The sequence below is a fragment of the Lentzea roselyniae genome (genome assembly GCF_039537795.1).
In the GTDB taxonomy this organism is placed as follows: Bacteria; Actinomycetota; Actinomycetes; order Mycobacteriales; family Pseudonocardiaceae; genus Lentzea; species Lentzea atacamensis.
The window spans coordinates 1-2,636 of sequence record NZ_BAABBE010000106.1 but is presented as its reverse complement, the minus strand read 5'-3'; the positions used below and the strand labels follow the sequence as shown (position 1 = coordinate 2,636).

General features: G+C 65.1%; 2 protein-coding genes and 1 pseudogene. All 3 read right to left on the bottom strand.

Annotated elements, in window-relative coordinates; all coding sequences use genetic code 11:
- Nucleotides 1-1,262 precede the first annotated feature (1,262 nt).
- Complete coding sequence (locus ABFX45_RS46030) at nucleotides 1,263-1,490, bottom strand: hypothetical protein (RefSeq protein ID WP_346137402.1); 228 nt, start codon at nucleotides 1,488-1,490, stop codon at nucleotides 1,263-1,265.
- Between the two features lie 38 nt (nucleotides 1,491-1,528).
- Entirely contained in the window at nucleotides 1,529-2,335 is an 807-nt protein-coding gene (locus ABFX45_RS46820) for a polyprenyl synthetase family protein (RefSeq protein ID WP_428834310.1), read from the bottom strand.
- Between the two features lie 181 nt (nucleotides 2,336-2,516).
- Nucleotides 2,517-2,636 (bottom strand): annotated as a pseudogene (locus ABFX45_RS46020) (IS5/IS1182 family transposase); the annotation flags it as partial.

The following is a 2,636-nucleotide window of genomic DNA, read 5'->3' as shown; positions in this document are numbered from 1 at the left end:
GCTCGATTCGTTCCCACAGGTCGTCGGACACGATCCATGGTGGCTGCTCACCCTTCCTCACCGCACCATGATCAACGATCAAGAACTGGCATGCAAACAAGCGATCATTTGTTAGGACCTCTAAGGGATTCACGGTGCATCCGCGCACCCTGGAGGTCCTCGGTGTGCTGCTCGCCGGCAGCCACTGAGACGATGCCGCACAAACCAGGCCCTTGTCAGTCCTGGCACCCACGTCCCACCGCAGCCTCCGCCTGAGCGACCGTCCCCGCCGCATCCGCACCCGTATTCGCACAGTGTCGTGGCAGCGGTGTTCTCGACCTGTGAATGACTCGGTGCGGAGCCGACCGTGAAGCTGACCGGACGGGCGATGTTGGTCCGTCCGGTTGCGGTCGAGGCTCCACGCCACCAGCCGAGCGAAGCCGCAGTCCAGAACGAACAGCAGAGGCCAACACGTGCCGATCACAATGCCGCTCGCGGTGACGAACAGATCCATCACCCGTTCGGCGCGAAGCGCTGGAACGGCCATCGACGATTTGGACGGGTATGCGTGCACGGCAGGAGTTGATCCTTGGCGTGTGGTGGTCGTCCTGGTGGCCACCGGTTTCGTCGTGTGGCAGATGTCCAGTCGCTCGACAGTCGGCGCACCGGTACATCGCCCGACACGGACGCGCTCCGGTCACTCGCACCTGCCCTGACGAGAGACACGGTCGCATCGCTGTGAACGCTCAGCCGCCGGACGCCACGTTCGCTCCTCACCCCAGAAGCTCACCGAGGGCCGTTGCCGACCTGACCGAGGAACGCGACTCGCGGTTGTGGGATGCGCTGAGTTACCCGTGATCACGCGCTGACCGCACTTGTTGCCCAGAACACAGTAGACAGTCCATATAGGAGACGACCATCTCCGCTCGACAGTGGGGAGAGAGCGGCACCTGAAGGAGACGTGCAGGGTGGAGGACGCGCAGCAAGATCGTGAGATGAACCGCTGTGCACCCTGTGGGGATTCGCGCTCGCCGACCGCACAGCGAAGATCCCGGCGTTCTGCAGCCGCAGCAGAGACAGTGATGCAAACGGTCGCGTTCAGAGAGTTCAAGTCGGTGATGGTCATCCGTCATCGAAACAGAGGGCACTCCACCACCAGCGCACTGATCCCCACGCGCCCACGTACTCCCGGCGCCGCAAGGGAATCGTACGTACGTGCCCGGGACCGCAAGAGGTCCCGGGCACGTACCTCGTCAGCTCACCTCTGCACGAGGTGGCATCTTTCAGCCGAGGTCCACCCCTGCGAGGACGTCAGGGACCAGACCGCAATCGGTGATGAGGCTTCCGTCGCTGCCCAGCAGTCCGGTGCCGAGCAGTCCGGTGTCACAGACCACGACGACCGGCTCCCCGCGGTCCGCACCGACGGCGGCATTGGCCGTCGCCGCGGCTCCCGTGGCAAGGCACGCAACAGCGGCGCCAGCGGCAAGAACATTGGCGATGCGATGACGCATGAACTCTCCTGGTGACGAAACGGATCAAGATCGCAATATCACCACAAGAAGCCCTGTCTCGTAGGACTATTCCGGTCGAGTCGGCCCAGATTCATCCGATCGAACGACACCCCCCGCCCGCCGAATCCGGCAGCACCCACCGCGCAGGCCACATCCGACAGTCCAGACAGGACCACACGTCGCCTGCGCGGACGGAGACGGAGAGCGCGGGCGGTCCGTCCAACCGCTGCCGAGGGAACGGCCCCACAACCGATGCCGCCAACCTCTCGTCGGGCACGTCTTCGCCCGTCGACACCCGGCCGATCAGCAACAGGGCAGGAAACCGGGTCACCGCCTCCAACCCGCAGGCTGTCGATGACAAGGACGCCGTCTGCGGGCAGAAGGTCAACGAGACTGTCCACTGTGGCCTCTTCCTGCTCGGTTACCGGCCGCGGTGGATGATCAGATGGGCCAACGTCAGCAGTTCCCGGCCGCGTCGGGTTTGCAACGCGCCGCTGTGAGCTGTTGCCCGGCGGCGACCAGTTCGCGTTCGGCGGTTCGCCGTGCCCAGTCCCGGCCGCCCGCCGCCTCGACGAGCATCGCCAGGTCCTGATCTCGTCCGGGCGAGCTCGCTCCGGCCGGGCGCAGTACTCGGCGGACTCGTTTCCGGACCGGCTGCCCGACGCGAGAGCCGCGGCGACCGGCAGTGGCTTCTTTCCGGCCAGCAGGCCGTTGTCCGCCGGCTTGCCGTTGGCACGCGGAGAGCCCCAGATCCCGAGCAGGCCGTCGATCAGCTGAAAGGCCAGGCCGAGATGCTGACCGAACTGGGAAAGTGCCGTGATCTGATCCGATGCCACATCATCCATGAGTGCGCCCAACGCACATGCGCCGCCCAGTAGAGCGCCGGTCTTGTCCGCGGCCATCACAACGCATCCGCCAGCTCGACTGCGGTGCGGCTTTCGAAGGCGATGTCAGCGCTCTGTCCCGGGCACAGCGCCAGCACGTAGCCACTCAACCACCGCACCCGTGAGCATGGTCGGTAAGTGATCAGTTCAGAATGAGTTTGCGCAGGCAGATGATCGAGCAAGCAAGGCTGAGCATGGCTTGGTGGACGTCGGCTCTGCGTTCGGTGCGGACGCGGAGTCGTCGGAAGCCTTTGAGCCAGGC

What these genes read in the sequence shown, in the direction of transcription:
- ABFX45_RS46820 (WP_428834310.1), bottom strand. Translation starts at nt 2,335, where the DNA reads ATGGATGATGTGGCATCGGATCAGATCACGGCACTTTCCCAGTTCGGT.
- ABFX45_RS46030 (WP_346137402.1), bottom strand. Translation starts at nt 1,490, where the DNA reads ATGCGTCATCGCATCGCCAATGTTCTTGCCGCTGGCGCCGCTGTTGCG.